General features: G+C 63.2%; 25 protein-coding genes. 14 read left to right on the forward strand and 11 right to left on the reverse strand.

The features are described from left to right. Window positions 1-7: 7 nt before the first annotated feature. Complete coding sequence (locus tag JNO50_RS18635) at window positions 8-655, reverse strand: MarC family NAAT transporter (RefSeq protein ID WP_189531864.1); 648 nt, start codon at window positions 653-655, stop codon at window positions 8-10. Window positions 656-852: 197 nt separating this feature from the next. Between JNO50_RS18635 and JNO50_RS18640 the strand changes: the two genes are divergently transcribed. Together JNO50_RS18640 and JNO50_RS18645 are read left to right on the forward strand one after the other, a co-directional pair. Next, the gene (locus JNO50_RS18640) at window positions 853-1,305 is read left to right on the forward strand and encodes a copper chaperone PCu(A)C (RefSeq protein ID WP_189531862.1); all 453 of its coding nucleotides are present in this window, start codon (window positions 853-855) and stop codon (window positions 1,303-1,305) included. 447 nt (window positions 1,306-1,752) lie between these two features. Continuing rightward, a complete protein-coding gene (locus JNO50_RS18645; protein ID WP_189531859.1) occupies window positions 1,753-2,610 on the forward strand; it encodes a hypothetical protein in 858 nt (285 codons plus the stop codon). A 145-nt stretch (window positions 2,611-2,755) separates the two neighbouring features. On the opposite strand, the gene JNO50_RS18650 is transcribed toward JNO50_RS18645, so the two are convergent. The 5 genes from JNO50_RS18650 to bioB form a co-directional block, all read right to left on the reverse strand. Then, the gene (locus tag JNO50_RS18650) at window positions 2,756-3,646 is read right to left on the reverse strand and encodes a patatin-like phospholipase family protein (protein ID WP_189531857.1); all 891 of its coding nucleotides are present in this window, start codon (window positions 3,644-3,646) and stop codon (window positions 2,756-2,758) included. A gap of 11 nt (window positions 3,647-3,657) precedes the next feature. Continuing rightward, a complete protein-coding gene (gene bioC, locus JNO50_RS18655) occupies window positions 3,658-4,554 on the reverse strand; it encodes a malonyl-ACP O-methyltransferase BioC (protein ID WP_189531855.1) in 897 nt (298 codons plus the stop codon). After that, window positions 4,551-5,315: a pimeloyl-ACP methyl ester esterase BioH gene (bioH, locus tag JNO50_RS18660; protein WP_189531853.1), complete on the reverse strand. Its 765-nt coding sequence runs from the start codon at window positions 5,313-5,315 to the stop codon at window positions 4,551-4,553. The genes bioC and bioH overlap by 4 nt, the downstream gene beginning before the upstream one ends. Window positions 5,316-5,502: 187 nt before the next feature. After that, window positions 5,503-6,657 (reverse strand): 8-amino-7-oxononanoate synthase, encoded by a 1,155-nt coding sequence (bioF, locus tag JNO50_RS18665; protein WP_189531851.1) that lies wholly within the window; start codon window positions 6,655-6,657, stop codon window positions 5,503-5,505. Between the two features lie 13 nt (window positions 6,658-6,670). Beyond that, complete coding sequence (bioB, locus tag JNO50_RS18670) at window positions 6,671-7,654, reverse strand: biotin synthase BioB (protein WP_189531849.1); 984 nt, start codon at window positions 7,652-7,654, stop codon at window positions 6,671-6,673. Between the two features lie 102 nt (window positions 7,655-7,756). Between bioB and JNO50_RS18675 the strand changes: the two genes are divergently transcribed. From JNO50_RS18675 to JNO50_RS18685, 3 genes are read left to right on the forward strand one after another with little or no spacing between them, the layout of a single operon-like run. Continuing rightward, a complete protein-coding gene (locus tag JNO50_RS18675; RefSeq protein ID WP_189531847.1) occupies window positions 7,757-8,467 on the forward strand; it encodes a ComFC family protein in 711 nt (236 codons plus the stop codon). A 39-nt stretch (window positions 8,468-8,506) separates the two neighbouring features. Continuing rightward, window positions 8,507-8,971, forward strand: coding sequence for a tRNA (uridine(34)/cytosine(34)/5-carboxymethylaminomethyluridine(34)-2'-O)-methyltransferase TrmL (gene trmL, locus JNO50_RS18680; RefSeq protein WP_189531846.1), 465 nt, complete (start codon window positions 8,507-8,509; stop codon window positions 8,969-8,971). Window positions 8,972-9,009: 38 nt separating this feature from the next. Next, complete coding sequence (locus tag JNO50_RS18685) at window positions 9,010-9,870, forward strand: septal ring lytic transglycosylase RlpA family protein (RefSeq protein ID WP_189531844.1); 861 nt, start codon at window positions 9,010-9,012, stop codon at window positions 9,868-9,870. 182 nt (window positions 9,871-10,052) lie between these two features. Here JNO50_RS18685 and yihA read toward each other — a convergent pair whose 3' ends face one another. Further along, window positions 10,053-10,691 (reverse strand): ribosome biogenesis GTP-binding protein YihA/YsxC, encoded by a 639-nt coding sequence (gene yihA, locus JNO50_RS18690; RefSeq protein ID WP_189531842.1) that lies wholly within the window; start codon window positions 10,689-10,691, stop codon window positions 10,053-10,055. A gap of 92 nt (window positions 10,692-10,783) precedes the next feature. On the opposite strand from yihA, the gene JNO50_RS18695 reads away from it, so the two are divergent. The 6 genes from JNO50_RS18695 (at window position 10,784) to JNO50_RS18720 (ending at window position 16,595) form a co-directional block, all read left to right on the forward strand. Continuing rightward, on the forward strand, window positions 10,784-11,398 hold the full coding sequence (locus JNO50_RS18695; RefSeq protein ID WP_189531840.1) for a c-type cytochrome: 615 nt from the start codon (window positions 10,784-10,786) through the stop codon (window positions 11,396-11,398). A gap of 73 nt (window positions 11,399-11,471) precedes the next feature. Beyond that, window positions 11,472-13,496, forward strand: coding sequence for a cytochrome c biogenesis protein ResB (locus JNO50_RS18700; RefSeq protein WP_189531838.1), 2,025 nt, complete (start codon window positions 11,472-11,474; stop codon window positions 13,494-13,496). Next, window positions 13,496-14,638 carry a c-type cytochrome biogenesis protein CcsB gene (gene ccsB / locus JNO50_RS18705; protein WP_189531837.1) on the forward strand — a complete coding sequence of 381 codons (1,143 nt, stop codon included), beginning with the start codon at window positions 13,496-13,498 and terminating at the stop codon, window positions 14,636-14,638. Before JNO50_RS18700 ends, ccsB begins: the two co-directional genes overlap by 1 nt. 32 nt (window positions 14,639-14,670) lie before the next feature. After that, on the forward strand, window positions 14,671-14,958 hold the full coding sequence (locus JNO50_RS18710; protein ID WP_189531834.1) for a GIY-YIG nuclease family protein: 288 nt from the start codon (window positions 14,671-14,673) through the stop codon (window positions 14,956-14,958). A 41-nt stretch (window positions 14,959-14,999) separates the two neighbouring features. After that, complete coding sequence (locus JNO50_RS18715; RefSeq protein WP_189531832.1) at window positions 15,000-15,650, forward strand: MBL fold metallo-hydrolase; 651 nt, start codon at window positions 15,000-15,002, stop codon at window positions 15,648-15,650. Between the two features lie 171 nt (window positions 15,651-15,821). Further along, window positions 15,822-16,595 carry an outer membrane protein OmpK gene (locus JNO50_RS18720; protein ID WP_189531830.1) on the forward strand — a complete coding sequence of 258 codons (774 nt, stop codon included), beginning with the start codon at window positions 15,822-15,824 and terminating at the stop codon, window positions 16,593-16,595. Window positions 16,596-16,669: 74 nt separating this feature from the next. Here the strand turns inward: JNO50_RS18720 and pgl are convergent, their stop codons facing one another. Beyond that, window positions 16,670-17,341 (reverse strand): 6-phosphogluconolactonase, encoded by a 672-nt coding sequence (pgl, locus tag JNO50_RS18725; protein WP_189531828.1) that lies wholly within the window; start codon window positions 17,339-17,341, stop codon window positions 16,670-16,672. Window positions 17,342-17,489: 148 nt separating this feature from the next. Between pgl and edd the strand changes: the two genes are divergently transcribed. The 3 genes from edd (at window position 17,490) to JNO50_RS18740 (ending at window position 20,847) form a co-directional block, all read left to right on the forward strand. After that, the gene (gene edd / locus JNO50_RS18730; RefSeq protein ID WP_189531827.1) at window positions 17,490-19,325 is read left to right on the forward strand and encodes a phosphogluconate dehydratase; all 1,836 of its coding nucleotides are present in this window, start codon (window positions 17,490-17,492) and stop codon (window positions 19,323-19,325) included. 2 nt (window positions 19,326-19,327) lie between these two features. Then, window positions 19,328-19,948: a bifunctional 4-hydroxy-2-oxoglutarate aldolase/2-dehydro-3-deoxy-phosphogluconate aldolase gene (gene eda / locus JNO50_RS18735; RefSeq protein ID WP_215796428.1), complete on the forward strand. Its 621-nt coding sequence runs from the start codon at window positions 19,328-19,330 to the stop codon at window positions 19,946-19,948. A 74-nt stretch (window positions 19,949-20,022) separates the two neighbouring features. Next, window positions 20,023-20,847: an HDOD domain-containing protein gene (locus JNO50_RS18740; RefSeq protein WP_189531823.1), complete on the forward strand. Its 825-nt coding sequence runs from the start codon at window positions 20,023-20,025 to the stop codon at window positions 20,845-20,847. Window positions 20,848-20,850: 3 nt separating this feature from the next. On the opposite strand, the gene JNO50_RS18745 is transcribed toward JNO50_RS18740, so the two are convergent. The 3 genes from JNO50_RS18745 to argH all read right to left on the reverse strand — a co-directional run bounded on the left by JNO50_RS18745 (window position 20,851) and on the right by argH (window position 25,130). Continuing rightward, a complete protein-coding gene (locus JNO50_RS18745) occupies window positions 20,851-22,716 on the reverse strand; it encodes a ribonuclease catalytic domain-containing protein (protein WP_189531820.1) in 1,866 nt (621 codons plus the stop codon). Window positions 22,717-22,868: 152 nt separating this feature from the next. After that, complete coding sequence (locus JNO50_RS18750) at window positions 22,869-23,636, reverse strand: DeoR/GlpR family DNA-binding transcription regulator (protein ID WP_189531819.1); 768 nt, start codon at window positions 23,634-23,636, stop codon at window positions 22,869-22,871. A gap of 102 nt (window positions 23,637-23,738) precedes the next feature. Further along, complete coding sequence (gene argH / locus JNO50_RS18755) at window positions 23,739-25,130, reverse strand: argininosuccinate lyase (protein WP_189531816.1); 1,392 nt, start codon at window positions 25,128-25,130, stop codon at window positions 23,739-23,741. Window positions 25,131-25,147: the final 17 nt, after the last annotated feature.

Here is a 25,147-nt window from a genome sequence, read left to right on the forward strand (position 1 = left end):
GCGGGGCTTACGAGCCGGACATGAAGGTGCGCACGCCGGAGCCGACGAACTGCACGCCCACGCAGATCAGCAAAAAACCCATCAGGCGGGTCATCACCTCGCGTCCGGCATGGCCGAGGCGCTCGGAAATCATCACCGATGAGCGTAACACCAGCCACATGCCGAGGCTGGTGCCGCAAATGGCGGCAAACGTCATGGCGAAGGCCAGTGATTTGGCGGCGAAGGACGACAGTTCGGCGATTTCGGTGGAAATGCCGATCACCACGGCGATCGTTCCCGGGCCGCTGATGCCAGGCATCGCGATGGGGAAAAACGCGTAATCGTCGCGCTGGCTGTCCGGGCGCGGCGCCATGCCAGGATCCTGGGTCAGGAACAGCATGCGATAACCGAGCACCGCCACGACAAACCCGCCGGCGATGCGCAACGCGCCGTAGGAGATGCCGAATACCGACAGGATCACATTCCCGGCCAGCAGGCACACCAGCATGATCATTCCCGCATACAGGCAGGCCCACTTCGCGTGATTCGCGCGGCGCTCTTCACTCATGTGCCGAGTCAGCGTGACGAACAGGGGAATTTTGGACAAGGGATTGGTGATCGTCACCAGGCTTATCAGGCCGCCGAACAGGAATTGCAGCGACAGGGTCTTGAACATGAAGACAGTCCACACGTGTAATCAAGGGAATTCTAATATAGATGACACGATCTGACGACATGCGGCGTCGTTGGCGCATAAAGCGCCGTCGCAACGTCGACAGAACACGTCGCGGCTGCGGCACTTTGTCACAGGGTCCGCCCTACACGCCTATGTTAATGTGATCTATTGCCAATATGACATTAGATGGAGCCCAGATGAAACATTGCCTGTCCGCCCTTTGCCTGTGTGTCCTATCGCTTGGCGCATCCGCGCATGAATACCAGATCGGCAAGATTCATATCGCTCACCCCTGGGCCCGCGCGATGCCGGCGTCGAGTCCGACTTCCGCTGTCTACTTCGGTCTGGACAATCAGGGCGCCGACGGGGATCGCCTGCTCTCGGCCGAGACCCCTCGCGCCAAGGCGGCCGAACTGCACAGCAACACGGTCGAGCAAGGCGTGATGCACATGCGCAAGATCGAAGGCGGTGTTGCGGTTCCCGCTGGCGGCAAAATGGCTTTCGCGCCTGGCGGCTTGCATGTGATGCTGATCGGCCTCTCCGGTGAACTCAAGGTCGGCGAACGTTTTCCGATGACACTGCGTTTCGAGAAGGCGGGGAAAGTCGACGTGCAGGTGCAGGTCGAAAAAGGAATGCCGGGCGGTCATTGAAACGAGGTGTAACGCGGCCGCTACATCGTGCGGCGCAACAAAACCGCCGGATTAGAGTTAATGCTTTACCTTGTCCGGCGGTTTGGGCACACTGACACTGTCTGAACACCTTTCAGGCAATATTCAACCAGCAGCTCAACCGGTTTCCCGCCAGCGAGCACTGCGCCAAGTCAAACCTGAAAACGAAGAAGAGATAGAGGAGAGAGCCGCCCTGCGGCTTGATGAACAACAGGATCACCAGCGGGAAACCGGTTCCTTTTTACCCTCATCGCCCCTTGCGGCGCCCCCTTGCCTCCCTACCCAACGGAAAGTCGTCTCTCCTGGCTGTCGGTTATTTCCGATTCTTTATCATGGCCGCGTCCAGCGGGAACCGAACCGCCCCAACCGCTTCGAATCCATTCTCTACGTCCCTGTTTTTCTTGAACGTTATCAATAGAGATGGAATCTATGAAAATTGCGATAGCCACATTGACCGCGTCAGCCTTTCTGCTCACCGGATGCGGTAGCGGAGGAAACAACGGCAGTTCCTCGAACACCCAGCAGACTACGACCCGCGCCGGCACCCCGATCACCGAGAAACAAAACCCGGAAGGGATCTGGCTGGGCACAACCAAGAACCGCAAGCGGGCCTTCGCCCTTGTCGGCCCGGTTCAGGCAAGCGGCCACCAACCGTTCCACTTTGCCATTGACGTCGGCACGCACCGTTACATGCCAAGCATCGCCGGATTCCTGACCAGCCAGATCCGGACCTTTTCAGCCAACGATGTCAAAAGCCCATTCTCGGCCACCCGGCTGGCGCTGGAGGGCAACATAACCAGCGGGCAGTTCCTGACGGCGCGTCTGGTGGTACCAGGATCGTCCAATGACACACCGGTCGAAGAATACGCGTTCGACTACAACCCGGATTACGATCGTCCTCTGCCGGTGAAAGCCCTGATGGGCAACTACAGCGACCTCGCCCGCACCCTGCCCGGCTACGGAGGTTATGACCATCAGTCCCCCCTGGCGCTAACGGTCGACGGGCACGGTATCCTCTCGGGTCATGTGAATGGCTGCGCGGTCACGGGAACCCTGTTCGATCTGGGCAAGAACCAGAAACGGCTCTTCTCGCTGACGCTGGAGGCCACTCCGTACGACTCCAGCACCACCTGCTTCTCGGGCAAACGGGGCGAAACCCGAGCCGTCGGCCTCACGGGCCTGGCCACATTGACACGGTTCAAGGGCGATAACGTCGACTCCCTGCTGTTTGCCGCCACCGATGCCACAGGCGAGCGTCTGCTGGCCGGCGCGGTGGCCAAACAATAAGGGGATAGGTCAGCATGGGGAGGGCGTATCCGGCTTGTGTTGCGGTAGCGCGGTGAACCGCCGAACAGGGAGATCATGCGGGCCGGTCCTTTGCGAACGGGGTTTCGCGTCAGGCATGGGCGAGAAGGCCCGCCCGCACAAGCCGTCAGGCGCCGGCCATGACTCTCGCCTTGTCCTGCAACAGCTTGCGAATCTGCGGCAGCGCCTGCCGCGCGGCGGCTTCGCCCGCCGCGATCGCTTGGTTGCGCGCCTCGAACGCCGCCGAGCCGATGTTCTGCACCCTCGGCTGAATGATCACATCGGCCGCCCGCAGCTCCTGAGCCAGGCCGGCGACACTCATGATATTCAGGCTCTGGTCGAGGATGGACAGAAAACCGGTCGCCTTGCCTTTGCCCGGTCGCGCCGAGATGTCCACGGCGATCACGAAGTCCGCCCCCATCTCCCGCGCCGCGCTGACAGGAACCGGACTGACGAGTCCGCCGTCAACGTAACGTTTGCCGCCAATGTCCACCGGCAGGAAGATGTTGGGAATGCTCGCCGAAGCGCGCACGGCCTGCCCGGTGTTGCCAAGGCGAAACACCACGCGCCGTCCGGTATCCAGCTCGGTGGCAACCGCGCCGAACGGTTTGGCAAGTTTTTCGATGGGCCGGTTGCCCACTTCCTTATTAATGAATCCCTGCAGCTTCTCCCCCTTGATGAACCCCCGGGTGGACAGCGTGAAGTCGGTCAGATTGCTCTCGTCCAGTGCGGCGGCCTTGGACTGCAACTGGGCGGGGGTATAACCGGCGGCATACAGGCTGCCAACCACGCTTCCGGCGCTCGTACCGGTCACGATGTCGGCGCTGATGCCGTTGGCCTCGAGCACCTTGATCACCCCGACATGGGCGAATCCCTTGGCCGCGCCGCCGCCTAGCGCCAGGGCGATACGGGGTTTGGGGAGGATTTTCGGTTGGGAAGGCTGGACAATGGGAGACTGGGTGCCACAGGCGCACAGCAGCAAGGCCAGCACCGGGGCGAAACGTTTAACGGAAAACATGACTATTCGGTTCAGTTCGGTTTCTTGATGAATTCGATGACTTGGCGGCCATCCGGCAAGACGGCGCCCTTGCGCGAGGATTCGGATTTCCAGGCATGCCCATACACGACCTCATAGGTCGCTGGAAGTTTCCCATCTTTGCGAAATACTTCATAAGCATCAACCGCAGTCTGCCAGGCACGTTTGCCGGTCAGACCGCGCGGACGCCCCGCCATTGCATTATGCGCCCCTATACTTTTCAGATCTCGCATTACCGCTTTTGCATCCGGATAGGTCATGACGATCTTCTCCATGTCCATCACCGGCTCGGCGAACCCGCCCTTGAGCAAGGCATCGCCCAGATCATGCATATCGATGAAGCGATTGACGTGGGAGGCGGAGTCGACAGCGGCGAAAGCCTGGCGCAATTCGGTCAGGGTATCGGGTCCCAGCGTGGAAAACATCAGCATCCCTTGCGGCTTGAGCACGCGGCGGAATTCCGCGAACACGCGATCCGGAATGTTCACCCACTGGATGGCAAGATTGGACCAAATCATGTCGACGCTATTGTCGGCCAGCGGCAACGCCTCCAGATCGCCGCACGTCATCCACGGATCCTTGCCGAACCAGCGCCCCAGAAGGCCCGCGCCACGCCGGACTTTCTCGCGGGAAACCGACAACATGCCGTGCGCCAGATCCAGTTCGACCACGCGTGCCTCCGGATAACGGCGCCGCAAGGCGGCGGCGCTTTCGCCGGTACCGCTGCCGGCATCGAGAATCAGCCGGGGCGCCACCTTGATATAGTCAAGCCGTTCCCCCATGCGCACCGCCACCTCCCGCTGCAGCACCGCCGCCTCGTCATAGTGTTGCGCCGCCTTGTCGAACGAGGCGCGTACCCGGGATTTGTCGGTATAAAAGACTTCGGTCATGCGTTGCTTTCCAGATGGTGGGCGAGCCGCGTCACGAACTCGCTCTCGTGAGACAGGAACGGGGCATGCGATGCCCTGGGGAATTCGTGCAAAGTGGCGAAGGTCAGATTGTCGCGCAACCAGTGCGCCGCGCCGATCGGCGTGATGGCATCGCGCGCGCCGTGAAAAAGTCCGACCGGGCAGAGGATATCCGGCGCGAGCGACCGCCCATCGCCATCGAGCAGCAGCGCGAGCGCGCTTTTGAGTCCCGCCGGCCGACCATGGGCGAACAGCAGATCCCTGACCGCTCGCAACGTTTCCCGGGCCTCGGGCGCGCCCAACATCTGCAAAGCCAGAAAACGCTCGAGCGTGAGATCGAAGTCATCGTCAAGGCTGTCGGCGACAGCGTTCAGATGACGCGCCTCCTGAGCATGCGGCCAATCGCCGCGGCGTGTGAAACAGGGACTGGTCGACACCAGCGCGAGGCTTTTCACTTGATGGGGATGACGCGCGGCCCAGTGCTGGGCGAGATAGCCGCCGAGCGACCAGCCGACGACCTGCACGGGAAACGGAAACAGCCCGGCCAGCGCATCGGCGATCGCCGGAGCGTCAAAAGGGTCGAGAGGCGGCGATGCCCCGTGCCCTGGCAAATCCACCGCATGCAGGCAGAACCGGGACTCCAGCGCATCGGCAATACGTCCGAATACTCCGCCGTGCAACCCCCAGCCATGCAGGAGCACCACATCGGAGCCACGGCCGCGCGTCTCAACAAATAGATTCATGGGCAGTCAGATTGGGGCAAGGCATCCGTTTCGCAAGTACGCACGGCCCCGCCGGTCAATGGCCAACGCCGACGCGGGACGGGCGAAATAGTCGCCAGGATCATATGGCGGTTCGGGCGCGTCGTCATGCCTTCATGGTAGCCACTCGCTCCCGGTTCGCCGTGGTTGTGCGCGATGACGACCCCCTTCACGGCGACGCCAGAACCGCCAGGCGACCGATCAGCCGGTCGACATCCTGTTCCGAATGGGCCGCGCTCAGCGACACCCTGAGGCGTGCCGTTCCCTCCGGAACGGTGGGAGGACGGATGGCCGGCACCTGGAACCCCTCGTCGAACAGGGCGGCGGCGACATCGAGCGCGCGCCTGGCATCGCCAAGCACCACCGCCTGAACCGGCGTGCGCGAAGGCAGGACCGCCACCCCGGCCGCGCCCAGCTCGCGTTGCATCCTGGACGCGAGCGCCAGGACATGCCCGCGGCGCCATGGCTCTCCCCGCATAACCTCAAGACTCGCCAGCACGGCGGCGGACAAGGCGGGAGGAGACGCCGTGGTATAGATATAAGAGCGCGCCCGATTGACAAGCCATTGGCAAACCCTGCGATCGGCCGCGACAAACGCGCCGGACACGCCGGCGGCCTTGCCGAGCGTCGCCATACCGATCAGTCGCGGCGACGCGAGCGAGGCCTCCGCCAAACTGCCGCGCCCGTCCCCAAGCACGCCGAAACCGTGGGCATCGTCCACATAGAGCCAGGCATCGAAACGTTCCGCCAGCTCAAGAAGACCGGCAAGCGGCGCCTCGTCGCCATCCATGCTGTACACGGCGTCCACCGCGATCAGCCGGCCGGCCGCTTCGGTTGTCGACAGCAGGTGCGCCAGATGATCCAGGTCATTGTGGCGAAAACGGCGGAAGGTCGCGCGCGACAGCTGGCAGGCATCATTGAGCGACGCATGGTTGAGCTTGTCGCCGAACACCGCGTCGCCACGCCCGGCGAGCGCGGTGATCACCGCGAGATTGGCAAGGTAGCCCGAGGAGAACAGCACGCTCGCCTCCCGCCCGACAAAACCGGCGAGCGCGGTTTCGGCTTCCTCGTGCGGCGCGAAATGGCCGGCGACGAGGTGGGACGCGCCGCCGCCCACGCCGTAATGCCGCACGGCCCGGGTCACGGCCGCGATCAGCGCGGGGTGATTGGCAAGACCGAGGTAATCGTTGCTGGCAAAGGCGATACGCGACCGGCCGCCGACAACGACATTCGCGCCCTGCGCGGACTCCAAGGTCTGCCGCTGCCGGAAAAGCCCCCGGCCGGCCAGCGCCGCGAGGGCGGCATCGATTTCATCCGGTTTCACGGCGTTCTGCCGTTCAGGCCGGGGAAAGATCGAGCTTGGCCAGCAGCTCGCGATCGGCGATGGCGTCCGGGTTGTCGGTCGTCAGCAGCTTGTCTCCATAGAAGATGGAGTTGGCTCCGGCGAGAAAACACAGGGCCTGCATGGCCTCCGGCATTTCCCGGCGTCCGGCGGACAGGCGCACATAGCTTTGCGGCATGGTGATGCGGGCCACGGCGATGGTCCGCACGAACTCGGTCCAGTCGATCGGCTCGGCGCCTTCGAGCGGCGTGCCGCCGACCTTGACCAGATTGTTGATCGGCACCGATTCCGGAGGCGGCGTGAGGTTCGCCAGCTGCGCGATCAGGCCGGCGCGATCGCGGCGGGTTTCGTTCATGCCGACGATGCCGCCACAGCAGACGGAAAGGCCCGCGCCGCGCACCTTGCCCAGGGTGTCCAGCCGGTCTTCGTACTCGCGCGTCTGGATGATGTTGGCGTAATTATCCGGCGCGGTATCCAGATTATGGTTGTAATAGTCGAGACCGGCATCGGCGAGCTTTTCCGCCTGACCCTCTTTGAGCAGACCGAAGGTCGCACAGGTCTCGAGTCCCAGCGCCTTCACCTCGCGCACCATCTCCAGGGTTTTTTCCAGGTCGGCGTCCTTCGGGCCGCGCCAGGCGGCGCCCATGCAGAACCGGCTGGCGCCATTGGCGCGCGCGGCGCGCGCCGCCTCCAGCACCTCGTCGACGGTCAGCATCGGCGTGTCCTCCACGGGCGTGTCGTGATGGGCCGACTGCGGGCAGTAGCCGCAGTCCTCCGGACAGCCGCCGGTCTTGATCGACAGCAGCGTGGACAGTTGCACCCGGGTCGGATCGAAAAACTGGCGGTGAATTTCCGCGGCGCGGAAAACCAGTTCCATGAACGGCAGGCCGAGAAGCGCCTCGATGTCCGCGACACTCCAGGCGGATCCGGAAGGATGGGGCGTGGCAGGTTTGGAAAAGGCAATGGAAGTGGCGTGCATGGGCATATCCCGTACCGGCTCCGCGGACAGCGGGCCGCGAAAGTGGCTAAAGTTGAGGTCGTATAACGCGAAACTGTCGGACAATAGTGCGGGAGAGGCGCCATGCTGTCAAATTTGTTGAAATATAAAATTGACAACTGCACAATATTTAATCAAATTTGTGTGGTATGCCGTGCAACAGGAACCCGCCACGGCCTCTGCGCCCCCTGTCTGACGATGCTGCCGGAGCTCACCGGACCCCGTTGCCCGGGATGCGCGTCGCCCTCCCCGCAAAACCAGCCCTGCCGGGCCTGCGCGACGAATGAACACGCGCTGGACGCCATACACGCTTCATATGAATATTGCTACCCCCTAGCGCAAATAATTCAGGCCTTCAAGTACCAGAAGCGCATGGAGCTGGCCGGAGCGCTGGGTTTCGCAATGCGCAGGAAATTGGGTACAATCCCGCCCTGCTTTGATGTTGTCATCGCTGTTCCGCTGTCAAATGAACGACTTGCCGAACGCGGATTCAATCAGAGCGAGTTGCTGCGCGAAGCGCTTCTCGGTTCCGGAAAATCGTCCGGATCGCCAACATGGTGTTGGCGAAAACGCAACACTTTGCCGCAGGCCCGGCTCGGACAGCTCCAGCGGACCCGCAATCTCGAGAATGCTTTTGGCGTAGAACATAGGTGCGACGGGCTCGAAATCGCCATTGTCGACGACGTGTCGACCACCGGATCCACCCTCGAAACCCTGGCCTCCGAGCTCAAAAAACGGGGGGCAAAACGGGTCGAAGCCTGGGTCCTTGCCCGGTCATTTTCGTCAGTTACTTGACCAACTTTTTGATTCTTTGGAACAATCCTGCTGCCAACGATGTTCACAGTAGTTCTATTTCAGCCGGAGATACCGCCTAACACAGGCAATGTGATTCGTTTATGTGCCAACACCGGCTGTGAACTGCATCTGGTCAAACCGATGGGGTTTCCGCTGGACGACGCCAAACTGCGCCGTGCCGGACTCGACTATCACGAGTATGCCCGTCTCGTCGTGCACGAGAACTGGGAGGCCTGCCAGGCAACACTCCAGGGGCGGCGCATTTTCGCCGCCACCACCAAGGGCGCGACGCGCCATGACCAGACCCAATTCCGACCCGGGGATGTATTCCTGTTCGGACCGGAATCGCGTGGCCTGCCGCAAGACGTGCTGGCAGGGTTTTCCGCCGATCGCCGGATCCGGCTGCCGATGCAGCCCCAATCGCGCAGCATGAACTTGTCGAATGCTGTGGCCGTTACCGTTTATGAGGCGTGGCGGCAAATCGATTTCGAGGGAGGAATCTGAAGCGTTCACATGTTGGCCCAACAGCATAAGGGAGGTTTATGAAGCCTGTATTCCGATGGCTGTGGCTGTTAATCGTCAGTCTAGTGCTCGTGGCCTGTTCCACCGTCAAGACCGCAAGCGCCACCAGTCAACCGTCGGCAAAACCGACAAAGAAAACCACCGCCCGCGGCGGCGCCTATTTCCAGAACGATGGCCCGGCAAGCCACATCCCCGTGAATCTGGATCTGGTGCCCAATGCGGTTCCTCAAGACGAGCCGCTGATTCGCGCGGCCAACCTGCCCTACACCGCGATGGGCATGAGCTTTCGCCCCGATACCAGTCCGGCTCCGTACCGGGCCCGGGGCAAGGCATCCTGGTACGGTCGCCAGTTTCATGGCCGCCGCACCACGTCGGGCGAACGCTACGACATGTTCGCCATGACGGCGGCGCACCCCACCCTGCCGATCCCGAGCTATGCCCGGGTGACCAATCTGGACAACGGCAAATCGGTGGTCGTGCGCATCAACGACCGGGGACCGTTCCATCGTGGACGCCTGCTCGACCTGTCCTACGCGGCCGCTCACCGCCTGTCCTTCGTTGGCCAGGGCAGCGCAAGCGTGCTGGTGGAACGGGTATGGCCGACCGAGGGCGAAACGACCCTGACGGCGCGCAACGACGCGGGACTGCGCCAGGATGAAAGCCCCAAGTATCTGCAATTGGGCGCCTTCAACAGCCTGGCGAACGCGGAGGCCATGCTCAAGAAGCTGGTCGACGAGCTGGACAAGGGCTATGACGACAAGCTTGGCATCGTGAACCAGCAGGGGGTGTACCGGGTCCGGCTCGGCCCCTTCAGTTCCGATGCCGCTGTTCGCACGGCGGCGGAAACGCTGAACGTGGAAACCATCGTGATGAACAACTGACGCAAGACGACTGACGACGCCACAGGACAGGGCGGGGTACCGGCAACGGCCCCGCCCTTTTCATTTTTCAAAGGCACAAAAAAACCCGGCGACCAGGTCGCCGGGCAAACGATGCCTATAGTGTCAGCTAAAGGCTCCCGCTCAGGGAGGCAAGCGGGGGTGCGCAAGCACCAGACGGTTAGTCACGGGGAGTCCGGCAAAGTTCCGTCATCCGGCGCGCCATCGCCACCGTCCATCTCGGAAAACCATCCTTCCACGACGGATTCGACTTCCTCGACACCGCTTTTCTTGAGGCTGGAGAACAATTGCAGTGTCACCCCCGGATACTCGGCGAGAGCCCGCTTCACCGCCGCGAGGGTTTTTTGCTGCTCCTGGCGCGACAGTTTGTCCGCCTTCGACAACAGGATGTGCACGGGACGTCCGGTATCCCGGAAGAAATCGAGCATCTGGATATCCAGATCCTTGAGCGGATGACGGATATCCATGATCAGGATCAGCCCGATCAGGCTGTCGCGGGTCTGCAGATAGCGGCCCAGCAGGGCGACCCAGTGGCGGCGCACCGCTTCCGGCACTTCGGCATAGCCGTAGCCCGGCAAATCGACCATATAGCGCTCATCGCCGAGGTCGAAAAAGTTGATATGCTGGGTGCGTCCCGGTGTCTTGGAAACGAAGGCGAGCCGCGTGCGGTTGGCCAGCGTATTGATCGCGCTGGACTTGCCGGCATTGGAGCGGCCGACGAAGGCGACTTCCGCCCGGGTGGGGGGAAGATCCTTCATATGATTCACTGTTGTGAAAAAACGTGCGTTCTGAAAAATCGTCATAGTAGTAAGGCTGAATGCATTTCGTATAGAATAGCAGGTTTGAGATTGCCACTTTTTGCGATTTTTGCGAAATCCGTGTCTTAGGAGCGACCATGAAACGAACGATGCTGTTGGCAATGGCAGCGGCAGCCCTGTCTGGCAACGCACTTGCCCAAGCCCCGGCCGGCAAGGGGGATCCGATCAAAGGCAAGCAGATCGCCGAAACGGTTTGCGCGGCGTGCCATGGAGCTGACGGCAACAGCGTCGCCGCAGCCAACCCGGTACTGGCAGGCCAGAGCCAAGCCTATCTTGTCACCCAGCTCAAGGCGTTCAAGGGCGGCGTGCGCAAGAATCCGACCATGCTCGGCATGGCGTCGACCCTGTCGGAGAACGACATGCAGAACGTCGCCGCCTGGTTCAGCGCGCAACCGGCCAAGCCCCGTCAGGCAGCGGACAAGACCCAGATGGAACTGGGCAAGAAAATCTACCGCACCGGCAACGCAGCGACCCATGTTCCGGCCTGTATGGCCTGCCACGGCCCGAGCGGCGCCGGCCTGCCCGACCAGTATCCGCGCCTGGGCAGCCAGCACGCGGGCTATGTGGCCAAGCAGCTGACCGACTTCAAGGCCAACGCCGACCGCAAGAACGCGACCATGTACGACATCGCCAGCCGTTTGAGCGATGCCGAAATGAAGGCGGTATCGGAATATATTTCCGGCCTGCGTTAATCGAAACTTTTGTGTCATGCCTCACTCAAAAGGGAAGCCGTGAGGCTTCCCTTTTTTGTTCGAAACCGGACTTATGAAACATTCGAGCCGCACCACGTCGTCCTTTCCGCGAGCGCTCTACGAGCTGCTCAGTTCGATGCGTTTCGCCATCGGCCTTCTGACGGTGCTGGCCATCGCCTCGATCGTCGGCACCTGGATCAAGCAGGGCGAAGCCTATCCCAATTACGCCTTCGAATTCGGCCAGTATTGGTTCCAGGTTTTTGATGTTCTTGGCATCTATGATGTCTACCATTCGGCCTGGTTCCTGACGATCCTGGCCTTTTTGATGCTGTCCACCACCTTGTGCATCGCGCGCAACGGCCCGGGCTTCATCAAGGATATCCGCTCCTTCCGCGACAAGGCCTCGGCCAGGTCGCTCGCCGCGATGCGCCACACCGCGCTCGTCGACGGCGCGGCGGACCGCGCCGCGGTCACCGCCCGCCTGCAGGCCGAAGGCTTCCGCTTCAAGGTGCGCGAGCGCGAGGACGGCACGACCCTCATTGCCGCCAAGAAGGGTTCGGCCAACCGTCTGGGGTATTTTTTCGCGCACATCGCGCTGGTGGTGATCTGTATCGGCGGCCTCCTCGACGGCAACCTGCCGTTGAAACTCGCCGAGCTGGCGGGCCGCGTTGTTCCGGAAACCCGCGACGACATTCCGCAAAGCCGCATCCCCGCGCACAGCCGGCTGTCGACCGCCAACCTGTCGTTCCGCGGCAACGCCAAGATTGTCGAAGGGCGCAGCGCCGACGTGGTGTTCCTCAATGCGGGACAAGGCTACCTGGTGCAAGAGTTGCCGTTCATCGTGACACTCAAGAAATTCGATGTTGCCTATTACAGCAACGGCATGCCCAAATCCTTCATCAGCGACGTGGTCGTCACCGACAAGGCCACCGGCAAAACCCGCGATGCCCGCATTTCGGTCAATCATCCGCTGGTTGTCGACGGCATCGCCATCTACCAGGCCAGTTTCGGCGACGGTGGCTCGCCCCTGAAACTCACGGCCTGGAATCTCGATGCGCCGGCGACGCCGCCGGTCGAGGTCAACGGCGTGTCGACGGCCACCCAACCGTTGACGGTGAATGGTAAGCGCTACGCGCTCGAATTCGGCGATTTGCGTGTCTACAATATCGAGGACATGGGCAAAACCCAAGGCGGGGAACGCTCGCTCGGCCAGCGCCTGAAGGACGCGCGCGAAGTGCGCCACGAAAAGCAGTTGAAGAACGTCGGCCCGTCGATCACCTTCAAGCTCAGGGATGCGCAGGGCCAGGCGCGGGAATACCTGCAGTATATGGCCCCGATCACCCAGGATGGCGCGATGTACCAGATCTCGGGGATGCGGGCCAAGGTCGCCGAACCGTTCCAGTACCTGCGGATTCCGCTGGACGACGCGGCCTCCATCGATACCTTCATGCGCCTGCGCGGCGCGCTGGCGGATCCGGCCATGTACGACGAAGTCGCCGCGCGCAGCGCCGCCAAGGCGCTCGAAGGCAAGGCGATCAGTCCCGACATGAAAAAAGAGTTCGCGGACAGCGTAAAATGGGTGCTGACCGTCTTCGCCAGGGGCGGCTTCGCCGGCCTCGAAAACTTCCTCGAAGAAAAAGTGCCGGCGGACAAGCGCCAGGCGGTGGCCCAGACCTATATCAAGATTCTCCAGGGCGCCATCATCGACGTCATGGCGGTGGCGGACCGCAAGGCCGGCGCCGAACCGCTGAAGAACGACGCGCAGCATTACCGCTTCTTGCTCGACAGCCTGGTCGCCTACAGCGCGCTGAAGGACTACGGCTCCCCGGTTTATCTGCAGATGACCGGATTCGATCAGGTTCAGGCCTCCGGTCTGCAATTGACCCGCTCTCCGGGCAAGAATCTGGTGTACCTGGGTTCGCTGATGATGGTGCTGGGCATCATTCTGATGTTCTACATCCGCGAACTCAGACTGTGGGTGCTGCTGGAGCCGGGCCGGACACGGCTGGCGATGAGCGCCAACCGCCACAGCCGCGACCTGGACGGTGTGTTCGCCCGCTGGTCGGCCATCATTGAAACGACGGTACGAGGAAAGTAATGGAACTTGCACAGATTGACACCCCGCGCTCCTGGGTTCGGCAACTGACACTCGCCGACGGACTGTATGCCTTGCTGATCGTTCTGGCGGCGGTGATCGCCGAAACGCGCCTTGGCCAATACATGGACATCTACGAGCACGCCATTCTCGCCGGATCGGCGGCCGGTCTCGTCGCCCTCGGCTGGTTCTGGAAAGCCTGGCGGGTGTTCTTCCCGGCGGCCGGCGCCATCGCGCTTCTGGCCGTCACGGCCTATCAGGGCGACCTGACCCGCGGCCAGCAGGCGTTCTGGCTCAAATACATCCTGTCGAGCCAATCCTCCGTGATGTGGATGTGCACGCTGTTCTTCCTCGCCACCGGCGCCTACTGGGCCGGCGTGCTGTCCCGCTCCGGCATGCTCTGCCGCATGGGCTCCTGGCTGACCTGGAGCGCCGCGACGATGGGCTTTGCCGGCCTGTTCACGCGCTGGTACGAAAGCTATCTGATCGGCCCCGACGTCGGCCACGTCCCGGTGTCCAACCTCTACGAAGTCTTCGTGCTGTTCACGCTGATCACCGCGCTGATGTACCTGTACTACGAAGCGCGCTTCGCCGCGCGCCAGATGGGCGCTTTCGTGCTGCTGGTGATCAGCGCCTCGGTGGGCTTCATCCTGTGGTACACCTTCGACCGCCAGGCGCACGAGATCCAGCCGCTGATTCCGGCGCTGCAGTCGTGGTGGATGAAAATCCACGTTCCGGCCAACTTCGTCGGCTACGGGGCGTTTTCCCTGGCGGCCATGCTCGGTGTGGCGCAGTTGCTCGTGAGCCATGGCGTGCTCAAGGACCGGCTGCCTCCGGCCGACGTGCTGGACGAGGTGATGTACAAGGCGATCGCCGTCGGCTTCCTGTTCTTCACCATCGCCACCATCCTCGGCGCGATGTGGGCGGCGGACGCCTGGGGCGGCTACTGGTCGTGGGACCCGAAAGAGACCTGGGCGCTGATCGTCTGGCTCAACTACGCCACGTGGCTGCACATGCGGCTCGTCAAGGGCATGCGCGGCAAGCCGCTCGCCTGGTGGGCCGTCATCGGGCTTGCCGTCACGACCTTCGCCTTCCTCGGCGTGAACATGTTCCTCAGCGGCCTGCATTCCTACGGCGGCCTGTAAACGCAAGGGGGCCGACCGCCCCCTTTTCTCTCATGTCCTGGTTTCTTTACATCCTCGAATGCAGTGATGGCAGCCTCTACACGGGCGTCACCACCGATGTGGCGAACCGCTACCGGGCTCACGCCAGCGGCCGGGGAGCGCGCTATACCCGCGGCCGTCCGCCGCGCGCGCTGCGCGCCGTGGTCGCTTTCGACACCCGCTCCGAGGCGCTGTCCGCCGAGTGCGCCGTGAAAGCCATGCCGCGCGCGGCGAAGCTGGCCTTTTGCGAAGCGCATGCGGATACCGCGCACGGCGTCTTGGCAGACGCCGGCGAGGCGTGACAGAATCGACACCCAGACCGAACCTCCGGAATCGCATCGTCATGGCACTTCACTACCACATCATTCCCGTCACACCGTTCGCCCAGAACGCCACCTTGCTGTGGTGCGACGCGACACGCAAGGCCGCCGTGGTCGACGCGGGCGGCGATATCGACCGGCTGGCGCACGCGATCAGCGAGCGCGGTCTGACCCTGGAAAAACTGCTGCTCACGCACGGACATATCGACCATGCGGGCGGCGCGGCGGAGCTGGCCGGGCAATTCGGCGTGAAAATCGAGGGGCCGGAGCAAAGCGAGCGCTTCTGGCTCGACAAACTCCCCGACCAGGGACGGATGTTCGGCTTCCCGTCCAGCGCGCCGTTGACGCCGGATCGCTGGCTCGCCGAAGGCGACACCGTCACGGTCGGCGAGGAAACGCTCAAGGTCCTGCACTGCCCGGGCCATACGCCGGGGCATGTGGTGTTTCACAGCGAAAGCGCCGGTCTCCTTGTCGTGGGGGATGTGCTGTTCCAGGGATCGATCGGCAGGACGGATTTTCCGATGGGGGATCACCAGGCATTGATCAATGCGATTCGCGGCAAGCTCTTCGCGTTGCCCGATGAAACCGTGGTGCTGCCGGGGCACGGACCGCTGACGACGATCGGCGACGAGAGACGCGACAACCCGTTCGTGGCGGACGCACGATATCGTTGATTTGGAAAAGTTTTTGTTCCAGGTAAAGAAACTTCGTTTTATGCCAAAAATATGGCGAAAATGATACGAACGTTTTACCAAAACTTTACAAGTTCAATACATGTGCTTATCCTGCGCGCGGGCCTAGCCAAGGCCCGCATAAAACCAACACAACAGAACGCAGGTCTTTCCATGAACACTAGCAAACTCCTCCTGGCCGTTACCCTCGCCGGTACGGTCGCCGCGGCCCAGGCCGACGGCTACTCCTTCGCCAACGTGTCCGCCAACTACCTCGACTGGTCCAACAATACCACCCGCATCTCCAACGGCGGCAAGCAGGACTTCGGTTACCTGGAGGCCGAAGGCGGCATGGGCGGCAACTGGGGCGATCTGTACGGCTTCTTCGATATCGAGAACCCGGGCCAGAGCAACCAGAACACCAAACCCGGCAAGGATCGCCGCTGGACCACCAAAGTGGTCGGCCGCTACAACCTGACCACCGTGGCCAACGTCCCGGTTCAACTGTACGCGCACGTCTACGACACCCGCGGCCACAACTTCTACGACCAGAACCGCGTCCTGGGTCTGGGCACCAGCCTGTCCTTCGGCAAGCTGTGGATCAAACCGTTCATCGGCGTTCACCAAGAGCTGAACTACTGGAACACCGCGCGTCACAACGGCTACATGGCCGGTTACGTCGCCGGTTACGACTTCACCGCTTTCGGCCAGCCGTTCTCCATCACCCAGTGGCACGAAACCGAATTCGACCGCAACTCGCGCTTCTCCCAGCTGTCGACCGACGGCAACGTGCATGAGCGCAAGAGCGGCCAGAACGGCGCGATCTCGCTGTGGTGGACCCCGGTCAAGTCCGTGACCACCGGCATCCAGTACCGCTACGCCCTGCACAAGCTGGGTGTGGCCGGTAACGAAAACGCCATGATCTACACCATCAAGTACAACTTCTAAGCCCGGCGGCCGGCTTGACCGGCGCCCCGCTGAATGCCCCCGTCTTCTTCGGAAACGGGGGCATTGTTCTTGGGTCACGCCTCGTAACTGTCGAGCGGCAAGCCGGGCCGCGCCAGCAACACGCTGACCGGCAAGGCGGGATCCGCTCCAGCCAGCGCTTTGTCGAGCACGGCGCGTTTGGCTTCGCCCTGGATCGAGAGATACAGCCGCGAGGCGGCGCAAAGCGCCGGCAAAGTCAGGCTGACCCGGCGGTGGGGCGCCGAGCCGGGCGTCACCGCGATCACGGCGGGGGCATCCGGCGACAGACCGAGGGTCAGTTCCGGCGCATCGGGAAACAGCGACGCGGTATGGCCGTCCTCGCCCATGCCCAGCACCACAAGCTGCGGTTGGCGGAATTCCGCCAGACGCGCGCTTGCCGCCTCTTCGGCGCTCTCGCCATCGCGCACCATGGGGTGAAAGCGGGCGGCCGCGGCGCGGTTGACCAGCAAGGCCTCGCGCACCAGCCGGGCGTTGCTGTCCGGATGGTCTTGCGCAACGACGCGCTCATCCACCAGCGTGACCGTCACCCGAGACCAGTCGAGGTCGGCTTGCGAGAGACGTTCGAAAAACGGCAAGGGGGAGCGTCCGCCCGACACCGCCAGCACCGCTTCGCCGCGCGCGTCCAGCTGGCGCGCCAGATCCTGGCCCACCCGTTCGGCCAGGGCGCCGGCCTGAAGGGCCGCGTTGTCAAACACGAATCGTTGCATGGCTGCTCCTTGCCTGAATCGTTCAAGTGTCGCTATTGTAGTTATATTACCGGATATTTTCACAGCCTCCCCGTGTCAAATCAAACCATCTTGGCATTTGTGTAGTAAAATTACTCTCAACACACCTGTTCGCTCCGAGAGGGACCCCATGGCCTTGCACCCTGTTCTCGCCGAAGTCACCACGCGTATCGCCGGGCGCAGCCGCGCCACCCGCGGCGCCTACCTCCAACGCATCGACGCGGCGGCCGGCCGCGGCAAGGTCGAGCGCGGCCAGCTCTCCTGTACCAATCTTGCCCACGCGTTCGCGGCCATGCCCGATACCGTGAAAATCCACCTCAAGGAAGAGTCGCGGCCGAACCTCGCCATCGTCTCCGCCTATAACGACATGCTGTCGGCACACCAGCCGCTCGCCGCTTATCCGGCCTGGCTCAAGGAATCCGCGCTGGAAGCCGGCGCCACCGCCCAGTTCGCCGGCGGCGTGCCGGCCATGTGCGACGGCGTGACCCAGGGGCAGGAGGGCATGGAACTGAGCCTGTTCTCGCGCGACGTGATCGCGATGAGCACCGCGGTGGCGCTGTCCCACCAGATGTTCGACGCCGCGCTCTACCTTGGCGTGTGCGACAAGATCGTGCCCGGACTCCTGATCGGCGCGCTGTCCTTCGGCCACCTGCCCGCCGTGTTCGTGCCGGCCGGTCCCATGACCACCGGCATGGCCAACGACGACAAGGCGCGCATCCGCCAGCTTTACGCGGAAGGCAAGGTCGGACGCGACGCGCTGCTCGAGTCGGAATCGAAGTCCTACCACGGCCCGGGCACCTGCACCTTCTACGGCACGGCGAACTCCAACCAGATGCTGATGGAGATCATGGGCCTGCACTTGCCGGGGTCGGCCTTCGTGACACCGCAAACCGAGTTGCGCGAAGCGCTGACCCGCGAGGCGGCGCGCGTCGCCGCCGGGCTTTGCCGGCAGGGCGGCGCGTTCATGCCGGTGGGCCGTCTCGTCACCGAAAAAACAGTCGTCAACGCCATTGTCGGCTTGCTGGCCACCGGCGGTTCGACCAACCACACCATGCACCTTGTCGCCATCGCCCGAGCGGCGGGCATCGACATCAATTGGGACGATTTCGACGCGCTGTCGGCCGTGGTGCCCTTGCTGGCGCGCGTCTACCCGAACGGCAAGGCCGATGTGAACCATTTCCACGCCGCCGGCGGCATCGGCTTCGTGATCCGGGAGCTGATCGGCGCCGGCCTGCTGCACGAGGACGTGGACACGGTGGCGGGGCACGGGCTGTCGCGCTATGCGCGCGAGCCGTGGCTCGACAACGGCCGCCTCGCCTGGCGCGACTCGCCCGAGCGAAGCGGCGATGACACGGTATTGCGCCCCGCCTCCGCACCGTTCTCGCCCGATGGCGGCCTGAAGGTGCTCGCGGGGCCGCTCGGCCGTTCCGTGATCAAGGTCTCGGCCGTCAAACCCGAACACCGCGTGGTCGAGGCGCCGGCCAGGGTCTTCCACGACCAGCAGGAGATGATCGACGCCTTCAAGGCCGGCACGCTGGACGGCGATCTCGTCGCCGTGATCCGCTTCCAGGGTCCCCGCGCCAACGGCATGCCCGAGCTGCACAAACTCACCCCCATTCTCGGTATCCTGCAGGAACGGGGCCACCAGGTGGCGCTGGTCACGGACGGACGGATGTCCGGCGCGTCGGGCAAGATTCCGGCCGCCATTCACGTGACTCCCGAAGCGGCGATGGGCGGTCCGATCGCGCGCGTGCGCGACGGCGATCCGATCCGGCTTGACGCGAATCGGGGCACTCTCGACATCCGGCTCGACGAGGCGGAATGGCAATCCCGCGAAGCGGTGACGGCCGATCTTGCGCATAATCAGACAGGCTGCGGGCGCGAGCTTTTCGCGGTGTTCCGCGACGCGGCCGATCCGGCGGAAGAAGGCGCGGCCAGCTTCCGTCATCCCGAATGGAGAACGTGAACATGGATGCATTGACTCTGTTGCGCCAGGGGCCGGTCGTACCGGTGATCGTGGTCAACGACGCGGCGGTCGCCGTCGATCTGGCCCACGCGCTGGTGGCCGGCGGAATCCGCGTGCTGGAAGTGACGCTGCGCACCAAGGCGGCGCTGGCCGCCATGCGGCGCATGCGCGACGAAGTACCGGACGCGATCGTCGGCGCCGGCACCTTGCGCAACCGCGCGCAGGTGGAAGCGGTGGTCGACGCGGGCGCCCGTTTCGGCGTCAGCCCCGGCCTCACCCCGGAACTCGCCGCCGCGGCCCGTTCCGCGTCGCTGACCTTCATTCCCGGTGTCGCCACGCCGTCCGAGGCCATGCACGCGCAGGATGAAGGTTTTCTTGTGCAAAAACTGTTCCCCGCCGAGGCGGTGGGCGGACAAAAACTGCTGCGCTCCCTCGCCGGGCCGTTCGCCGACCTGCGTTTCTGCCCCACCGGCGGGATCGATCTTGCCAAGGCGCGCGAATACCTGGCGCTGCCCAACGTGCTCGCGGTGGGCGGCAGCTGGCTGACCCCGGAGGACGCCATCGCCGCGCGCGACTGGGATCGCATCACGGAGCTGGCCAGGGAGGCTTCGCGTCTCGTCTGAACGGGGCCATTGCTTTTGCTCCGCCCTTGCCTAAGCTCAAAGAGCGGCTACGTGTCCCGACAAGGAGAAAAGCGATGCAAGTGGCGGAGATTTTCGAGAAAGCGACCGGCCGTCTGCCGATGGTGCCCAAGGTCGTCCAGGAACTGGTGGCCAGCTTTCACCGGCCGGGGGTGAACATCGACGAGGTCGCCGACATGGTCGGACACGACCAGGTACTGACAGCCCGTGTGCTGCGACTGGCCAATACGGCCCGTTTCGGGGGAAACCGCACGGTCGGCTCGCTCGACGATGCGGTACTGCTGCTCGGGTTCGACAATTTGCGCGTGCTGGTCATCGCCTCCGGCGTGACCGGCGCGAGCGCGTCGATTCCCGGTTTCGACATGAAGGGGTTCTGGCAGCGCAGCTTCGAGATGGCCAATACGGCCAAGTGCCTCGCCAAACTGGCGAAAATGGATTCGCAACTGGGCTATACCTGCGGACTGCTGGCCGGCATCGGGGAGCTGGTATTGCATGTCGCGCTGCCCGAAGAAGCGCTGAAAATCGACAAGGTGGTCGCCGGCGGGGCCGATCGCACCGCCACGGAGCGCATGGTGCTGGGCGTGGATCTGACACAGGTTGGCGCCGAGCTCGCCCGGCGCTGGAATTTCCCCGACGCCATCCAGCAGGCCATTCTGCACCAGCACGATCTCTTGAAAACCGCGCACAACTCGCCCTACGCGGTGCTGACCGGGCTGTCCTCCTTCCTCGTGTCCGGCTTCAACCGGGGCATGAGCGAAGACGAGATGTTGGCCATTCTGCCCCAATCGGTCATCGACGCGCTGGGTATCCCCGGCGAAGCGCTGGGCGCGGCGCTGCCCGAACTGAAGCTGGCCAGCACCACGCTTGACGAGCTGCTCTGACGCTCACGCCCCGTCGGCGGGGGAAACCTCGTCGACCAGGCCGGCGAAACGGCATTCGATCTCGAGCATCGGCTCGTCGATGCGCAAGATCGCGAGCCGGATACGCGCGCCCGGGGTCAATTCCGGCAGTCCAGGCACGCGCAGCCTGAGCGGCAGTCCGTCAAGCCGTACCAGATCCTCCTTGATCCAGGTGGCGGTCGGCGAGGTGACACCTTCCTGGCTGAACCAGCGCAGGCACCAGAACAGCTCCATACGGTCCTGGAAGCCGAGATAGGCCGCGTAACTGGTATCGAAGTCCCTCAGCAAGGCGAACAGCCGGGTGTCGGACTGGGCGAACGGCGCTTCCTCCTCGCGGATCATGGCGATGAGTTGACGCTGGTTGACGAAGTCCGACGCGCGGCGCAGCGGCGACGTGGCCCAGGCGTACTGTGCCACGCCCAGACCGACATGCGGTTCGGGGCGCGTGGTCATGCGCACCTTGCCCGCGCCTTGCGCACGGTACATGGCGGGAATGTCGACCTCGGCCAGCATGCGTCCCCATTCGGAATTGGCGAGGATCATCAGCTCCGACACCAGCTTGTCCATCGGCGCGCCGCGGCGGCGCGTGGTGATACGCACCTTGCCGTCGATCACATCGAAATTGTAATCCTGCTGAACGGGCCGGGAGGGATCGTACTTGCCGCGCCGCTTCTCCAGCGCGACGGCGAACTGCCACAACCAGGTCAGCTCGCGTTTGAACGGGTAATCGATGCCGGGATCGTTGGCGAGAGTCGCCTCGTTGAACAGCGGCTCGAGCGTATCGTGGCGCAGGTTCGCGCTGATCGGCACGGCTTCGATGCGGTTCTCGAAGGATAGCGGTTCGAAATCGGGCGAAACAACCACATACAGGCTCAGCGCCGGGCACGGTTCGCCCTCTTTGAGCGTGAAGCGCTCGACGACGTCGTCCGGCAGCATGGTGATCTTGCCGCCGGGGAAATACACCGTGGACAAACGGCTGTAAACCAGGCGTTCAAGATCGGATCCTTCGGCGATGCCGAGCGTCGGCGCCGCGATATGGATGCCGACACGCATCGAACCGTCGGGCAGTGCCTCGAGCGAGAAGGCATCGTCGATTTCCGTGGTCGCCGCGTCATCGATGGAAAACGCCGCGACCGGCGCGACCGGCAGTCCCTCGACCGCCCCGGGCGGCGTGTACTGGCCAAACCCGATGCCCTTGGGAAAATGCTCCATCTGGAAACCGGCCATCAGATACTCGGGCACCGAGGGAATGCCGCCCGCCTCGATCGCCAGGCGCAACGGCGAGAGCGACATTTCCCGGCTGGCCTGCTCGAAGGCCTTGTATTCGAGCGAGTTCTTGTCGGGGCGGAACAGCATCTCCATCAGGCGAACGCGCACCGGCTCGGGCAAGGTCCGCTCCTTGAGCTGCGCCACCCACTCGTCGATCTGCTGCTGCTCGCGCTTTTTGCGTTCGAGACCGGCCAACGCCGCCTTGAGCGCCTCTTCCGGCGCGGCCTTGTAACGTCCCTTGCCCTTCTTGTAGAAGTACATCGGCGCGGAAAAGAGCCGCATCACGATCGCCGCGGTTTCAATGGCCGTCGGCGTGTGGCCGAAGTAGTCGAGCGCCAGCGCCTCGTGACCGAACTCGTCCTGGCCGCAGCACTCCCAGAGAAAATCCAGATCGATGTCGGCCAGCAATGCTTCCGCCGCCGGCAGAAAATCGTTGAGCGGGGAGGAGAACTCCAGCACGACACTGGCCGCCTTGAGTTTGGTGCGCTTGCCATGCTGGGTGTCGATCTGCAGGCTCGCATCGCTTTTGGAGACAATGCTGCCGACTTTGAAACTGCCACTCTCTTCGTATAAGACGTTCATCCGCGCAGCCAGAAATCCGGAAATCAAACGAAAATTATAGCAGGACTCGCCTCGCTCAGGAGGACGCATGGAAGAGATGAGAAAGGTATGACGAGCTGACGCATGCCGTGCCCCATGCTGGCAACACGGCATGCCGGGACCACCCGGACGGGTCAGTGTTCGGACATCAAGAGCCGGACATTGTGCTCTTCGAGGAGCTTGGCCAGGGTATCCGGCGGGGGAGAGTCGGTGAACATCACGTGAAACTCGCTGATATGTCCCATGCGCACCAGCGCGTTGCGCCCGAACTTGCTGTGATCGGCCGCAAGATAACGGTGCCGCGCGTTGGCCATCATCGCCTGCGCGACCCGCACTTCGCGGTAATCGAAATCCAGCAGCGAACCGTCCAGCTCGATGCCCGACGCGCCGAGGATCGCGTAATCGACCTTGAACTGGTTGATGAAGTCGAGGGTCGCCACACCGGTGATCCCGCCGTCGGAGGCCCGAACCACGCCGGAGGTGATCATCACCGTGAAATCCGGATTGGCCGACATGATCGACGCCACATGGATATTATTGGTGATGACGCGCAAGCCCTTGTGCGACGAGGTCAGCGCCTGCGCCACCGCCTCGATGGTGGTGCCGATGCTCATGAACAGCGAGGCGTGATCGGGAATGCTGCTGGCGATCATGTCGGCGATGTGCGCCTTCTCGCTCTGGAACTTGCCCTTGCGCGCGAAGTAGTCCTCGTTCTCGACACTGCTGCCCAGGGCAGCGCCACCGTGGTAACGGCGCAGGAGATTGGCCTCGCACAACTGGTTGATATCGCGGCGGATGGTCTGCGGCGTCACATCCAGGATGCGGGCCAGCTCGTCGATGGGCATGAAGCCGTTTTCTCGGACAAGCTGCAGGATTCTGTCGTGGCGGGGTGGTCGGCTCATTTGCGTTCGGTTTCGAAAATCTCGTTACTTTTAATTAACATATTTTTCTATGCAGGAGCAAATCGGCGCGCGCATCAGGTATTGATCTGCCCCAAAAGGACGTCAAAGATGCGGCACGGCCAACGACTTGCGGTGCCGGGTGATTTCCTTGCGCACCCGCTCGACGGCGGTGCCGCCGACATGGTTGCGCTGGGCAAGGCTGCCCTCCGGGGTCAGGACACGGTAGACGTCCTCCCCAACCAACCCGGAAAACCCCTGCAGCACCCCGAGCGGCAAGTCCGCCAGGTCGCAACCCTGGCCTTCGGCGTGGCGCACGGCGCGCGCCACGACCTCGTGGCTGTCGCGGAACGGCAGTCCTTTTTTCACCAGGTAATCGGCAAGGTCGGTGGCGGTGGCGAACCCCTGCAGCACCGCCTCGCGCATCGCGTCGGCCTTGACGGTGATGCCGCGCATCATGTCCGCGTAGATGCGCAAGGTATCCACCAGGGTGTCGACCGTGTCGAACAACGGTTCCTTGTCTTCCTGATTGTCCTTGTTGTAAGCCAGGGGCTGCGACTTCATCAGCGTCAGCAGCGCCACCAGATTTCCGTTCACGCGGCCGGTCTTGCCTCGCACGAGTTCGGGCACATCGGGGTTTTTCTTTTGCGGCATGATCGAGCTGCCGGTACAGAAACGGTCGGCGATATCGATGAAGCCGACGCGCGGACTCATCCACAGGATCAATTCTTCGGACAGGCGCGACAGGTGGGTCATCACCAGGCTCGCCGCGGCGGTGAACTCGATGGCAAAGTCGCGATCGGAGACGGCGTCCAGCGAGTTGTGGCACACCGCGTCGAACCCCAGCAGTTCGGCGGTGTAATGACGGTCGATCGGGAAAGTCGTGCCGGCGAGCGCGGCGGCCCCGAGCGGCAAATGGTTGATGCGCCGGCGGCAATCCGTCAGACGCCCCTTGTCGCGGGCGAGCATTTCCACGTAGGCCAGCAGATGGTGGCCGAAAGTCACCGGTTGAGCCACCTGCAGGTGGGTGAAGCCCGGCATCACCGTGGCGGCGTGCTCTTCGGCCAGATCGAGCAGGGCGCGCTGCAGGTCGGTTACCAGAAGCACGATGCCGTCCACCGCGTCGCGCAGCCACAGACGGATGTCGGTCGCCACCTGGTCGTTGCGGCTGCGGCCGGTATGCAGGCGCTTGCCCGCATCGCCGATCAGATCGGTCAAGCGCCGCTCGATGTTCATGTGGACATCCTCCAGATCGAGGCGCCATTCGAAACGGCCTTGGCGGATATCCTCCAGCAGACCGGCCATGCCCTGGCGAATGGCCGCCAGGTCCTCGTCCGACAGCACACCCACACGATTGAGCATCGCGGCGTGCGCCAGCGAACCTTCGATATCGAACTCGGCCAGGCGTTTGTCGAACGTCACCGAGGCGGTGTATTTCTTGACGAGTTCGGAAACCGGTTCGGAAAACCGGCCGGACCAGGCATGGGTGTCTTGCATAATGATCTGTGTCCCGT

The sequence above is a fragment of the Paludibacterium paludis genome (assembly GCF_018802605.1).
In the GTDB taxonomy this organism is placed as follows: Bacteria; Pseudomonadota; Gammaproteobacteria; order Burkholderiales; family Chromobacteriaceae; genus Paludibacterium; species Paludibacterium paludis.